General features: G+C 58.0%; 5 protein-coding genes. 4 read left to right on the top strand and 1 reads right to left on the bottom strand.

Translation table 11 applies throughout. The features are described 5' to 3' along the window. Positions 1-178: 178 nt before the first annotated feature. Positions 179-457, bottom strand: a complete 279-nt coding sequence (locus tag QMX98_RS32620; protein WP_010456630.1) for a DUF3509 domain-containing protein — start codon at positions 455-457, stop codon at positions 179-181. 344 nt (positions 458-801) lie between these two features. Between QMX98_RS32620 and QMX98_RS32625 the strand changes: the two genes are divergently transcribed. The 4 genes from QMX98_RS32625 (at position 802) to QMX98_RS32640 (ending at position 4,276) form a co-directional block, all read left to right on the top strand. Next, a complete protein-coding gene (locus tag QMX98_RS32625) occupies positions 802-2,628 on the top strand; it encodes a long-chain-acyl-CoA synthetase (protein WP_282411978.1) in 1,827 nt (608 codons plus the stop codon). A 96-nt stretch (positions 2,629-2,724) separates the two neighbouring features. Continuing rightward, a complete protein-coding gene (locus QMX98_RS32630; protein WP_010456625.1) occupies positions 2,725-3,243 on the top strand; it encodes an ankyrin repeat domain-containing protein in 519 nt (172 codons plus the stop codon). 246 nt (positions 3,244-3,489) lie between these two features. Further along, positions 3,490-4,020, top strand: coding sequence for a hypothetical protein (locus QMX98_RS32635; protein ID WP_010456623.1), 531 nt, complete (start codon positions 3,490-3,492; stop codon positions 4,018-4,020). Positions 4,021-4,084: 64 nt separating this feature from the next. Next, on the top strand, positions 4,085-4,276 hold the full coding sequence (locus QMX98_RS32640) for a PLDc N-terminal domain-containing protein (RefSeq protein ID WP_010456621.1): 192 nt from the start codon (positions 4,085-4,087) through the stop codon (positions 4,274-4,276). The last annotated feature ends 81 nt before the right edge of the window (positions 4,277-4,357 follow it).

Raw genomic sequence — 4,357 nt, forward strand, 5'->3', positions numbered from 1 at the left:
AAGCTTGCTCGCGAAGGCGGCGTGTCCGTCAACATTATTGACATCTGCTCCATCGCCTTCGCGAGCAAGCTTCGCTCCTACAAAGGCTCAGTACAGCTTCAAAAACAAAACAGGCCGTGGAGCGAAAGCTCTCACGGCCTGTTTTTTTACAGCGCGTTTATTTACACAACCGCAAGGTTCACGCCGAGTGATAGGTCGGCAGGGCAAACCGCTGCTGGCTCTGCAGCATGGAGATCTGCGGCAGTTCGCTGGCCTGTTCGGCCAGATCACGGCGAATTGCACTGATCACCCACGACAACTGATCGCCGGCATGCAATTGCTGGTACGAAATCGAACGCTTGAACACTTTGCCTTCGGTGCTGCGCAGGGTCAGCAGAATGCCACCATCCGGACGTGGTTGGGTGTTCACTTCGAAGTTGGAGAACAGGGAGGTAAATTTTTCTTGGATCAGGCTCATGTCTATCAGCTCCGTTAGCACTTGATTGGCAAGCATGGAGAGGTAGTTGCAGTGATTGTGCCAGCACCTGATATTTTTAAAATCCTTATAAATCAATGAGTTATATTTTTGGTGGATTTTCGCTTTCGTGCAATCTGCATGAATGGCCATCGTGCATCCTGCATTTTGCGGGGTTGGCCTCGATTGGATGGAACCAATCACCCGCGCTGAGGTTCGCGATCTCGAACGCTCGGGGTGCGGATACAAAACATTTCAAAAACCGCGTGTACAGCTCAAGAACCGCTGACGTATTTTCGGACTCATAGACCGCCGCCCGACAATAAAAAGATCGAACGGGAGCAAGCATGAGCGACACGATTACCTGGAGCATGATGCTCCGCAAACTGCCTTCCATTGCCAAAGCCATTCCTCGGGTGGTGAAGGGCATGAAGGTTGCCAACGTCAAGGACCCGACCCAAGCGTGTGGCCTCGGCTGGACGTTCGAGCAAGCGACCTTGCGCAATCCCGATGGGCCCGCGTTGCTGCAAGGCGACGTGACGCTGAGTTATGCACAGGTCAATCAGTGGGCCAATCGCATCGCCCATCACCTGATTACCCAGGGCATCCGCAAGGGTGATGTGGTGGCGGTTTTTCTCGAGAACCGTCCAGAACTGCTGGTGACGATTCTGGCAGTGGCCAAGGTCGGCGCGATCAGTGCCTTGCTCAATACCTCGCAAACCCGCGACACCCTGGCTCACAGCCTGAACCTCGTGGCGCCTGCGGCGATCATTGTGGGCGAAGAACTGGTCCCGGCTTTCAGTGCCGTCCACGAGCGCGTGTCGATCGAGCCGACGCGCACCTGGTTCGTCGCCGATCAAGACACCTATCGACATCCCGGCCATGCGCCCGACGGTTTCATCAACCTGATGAGCGCCAGCGCCCAGGCGTCCAGTGAAAATCCGGCCAGCAGCCAGCAGGTTTTCTTCGACGATCCTTGTTTCTATATCTACACCTCAGGCACCACCGGGTTGCCCAAGGCGGGCGTGTTCAAACACGGTCGCTGGATGCGCAGCTCGGCGAGCTTCGGCCAGATCGCCCTGAATATGCAGCCTGAGGATGTCGTCTATTGCACCTTGCCGCTGTATCACGCCACCGGGCTCTGCGTGTGTTGGGGGGCGGCGATCAGCGGCGCCGCAGGATTTGCCATCCGCCGCAAATTCAGCGCCAGCCAGTTCTGGAGCGACGTGCGCAAATACCAGGCGACCACCCTTGGTTACGTCGGCGAATTATGCCGCTACCTGGTGGATCAACCACCCACGGCCGAGGACAGCAAACACCGCGTGAGCAAGATGATCGGCAATGGCCTGCGGCCCGGCGCCTGGCGCGAGTTCAAGACGCGCTTTGCGGTTGAGCACATTTGTGAGCTATACGCCGCCAGCGACGGCAATATCGGCTTCACCAACATCCTCAACTTCGACAACACCATCGGTTTTTCCCTGATGGCCTGGGAGCTGGTGGCCTACGACCACGACAGCGGCCTGCCGATTCGTGACGCCAAGGGCTTCATGCGCAAAGTCGCCAAAGGCGAGCAGGGCCTGTTGTTGGCGAGAATCGACGACAAGGCGCCGCTGGACGGTTACACCGATCCGCAGAAGACTGAAAAAGTCGTGCTCCACGACGTGTTCACCCGGGGCGACCGTTACTTCAATACGGGCGATCTGCTGCGCAATATCGGTTTTGGCCATGCGCAGTTTGTTGATCGGTTGGGGGACACCTATCGCTGGAAGGGTGAGAACGTCTCGACGACCGAGGTCGAGAACATCTTGCTGCAACACCCGAATATTTCAGAAGCCGTGGCGTATGGCGTCGAAATCCACAACACCAACGGACGTGCCGGCATGGCCGCGATCACGCCTGCCGAATCCTTGGCGACCCTGGATTTCAGCGAGTTACTGGCGTTTGCCCGCGAGCAAATGCCCGCGTATGCGGTGCCGCTTTTCCTGCGGGTGAAAGTGAAAATGGAAACCACCGGGACCTTCAAATACCAGAAGACCCGGCTCAAGGACGAAGCCTTCGACCCCGGCAAAACCGGCGATGACCCGATCTACGCCTGGCTGCCCGGCACCCAGACTTACGTGCAAGTCACCGACCAGATCCTGGCGGATATTCGCGGCGGCAAGTACCGCTATTGAATGTGGCTATGGCGGCTCTTGAGAAAAAAGAAGTGACAGCCTTGGGGCTGCTCGGGAAACTGTCGGCTTTCCGAATGACAGACAGTGGAGTCCCCGATGTCAGACCAAAGCCGCCAGATGACCCCCGAAGAAGCCGCTGAATTTGCCGAACAGGTATTCAACAAGGCACGCGAGGGCGATGCGGCCATGATGGCTGCGTTGCTGACCAAAGGCCTGCCGCCGAACCTGCGCAACCACAAGGGCGACACCTTGCTGATGCTCGCCGCCTACCACGGCCACGTGGAGACGGTGAAAGTGCTGCTGGAACACAAGGCCGACCCGGAAATCCGCAACGACAATGGCCAGAGCCCGATTGCCGGCGCCGCGTTCAAGGGCGACCTGGCGGTGGTCAAGGCGTTGGTCGAGGGGGGCGCACAAGTGGAAGGCTCATCCTTCGACGGCCGCACCGCGCTGATGATGGCGGCGATGTTCAACCGCGTTGAAATCGTCGATTACCTGATCAGCAAAGGCGCCGATCCGAAAGCCAAGGATGCCAATGGCGTCACCGCGCTGGACGCCGCGAAAACCATGGGCGCGGTCGATACCACCGCGCAGTTGCAAAAATTGCTGGCCTGAATACGCACGCTCCCCTGTGGTATCGAGGCTTTTATGGCGAGGGAGCTTGCTCCCGCGGGGCTGCGAAGCGGCCCCAAAACCATTCACCGCAGTAGATCAGGTCGACCGCTTTCACCTGATTGACGACTGCTTTGCAGCCGAGCGGGAGCAAGCTCCCTCGCCACGCAGTTTTGGTCTGCTCGGTAACTCTCTCCGAATGCGCTATCCTTCGCGCCCTCAAAATTCACTCGCTACAGGATCCGCCCCATGAAAGCCGCACTCGTCGAACTCATCACTAAAATCAGCTCCGGGTGCATGAGCGATGACGAAATCCTGAAAGTCGCTGACGAAGCGGCTCAGGCCTACGCCGATCCCGAGGCTTTTCTGACGGCCAATCCGGATATCAACTACGACGACTCCTTCCCGATTCCACTGGGCGAGTGGGTTGTAGTGGGCAGCCTGCCGGAAACCGTGCTGTTCCAGGCCGACACCTACGTCGACCTGTTCGCCCAGATCGTCGCCTCGTTCGGCCCCGGCGTTGATTTCAACATCAAGCCCAAGCAACTGGCCAAGACCGAAGCCCTGACAGCGCTCAACCGCATTCAGGTGCAGATGGGCAGCATGAACAAGGAAAACGGCGGTTACACGCTGATGAACTTCAGCCAGTTGCTCGACGACGAACTGCAAGTGGTGCTGGTCTACGGCAACGACGTACCGCGCGTGCTCGAGTTGTGCGCGCAAGTGGGTATCACCGCCGCGCCATCGCTCGAAGCCCTGAAAATAGCGGTCCACGTTTAAAAAACGGAACCCTCGCAAGGCCCGGCTATCCTAAGAGTGCACACCACTCTTAGGGAGCGACACCATGGGTTCCACGTTCAATGGCCTGATCGGCCTGATTATTCTTGTCCTGGATATTTGGGCAATCATCAACGTGCTCAAAAGTGGCGCTGACACAGGGATGAAAATCATCTGGGTGCTGCTGATTCTGCTGCTGCCTGTCCTGGGCCTGATCATCTGGGCTATCGCCGGGCCCCGGGGCAATGTGCGGATCTGACCCCAACACCGCCCCCCTGTAGGAGCGAGGCTTGCCCGCGAAAAACGATTAAACGGTTTAACAGAGAGACCGAGTTATCGT

The sequence above is a fragment of the Pseudomonas sp. PS02303 genome (assembly GCF_029959925.1).
GTDB lineage: Bacteria > Pseudomonadota > Gammaproteobacteria > Pseudomonadales > Pseudomonadaceae > Aquipseudomonas > Aquipseudomonas mandelii.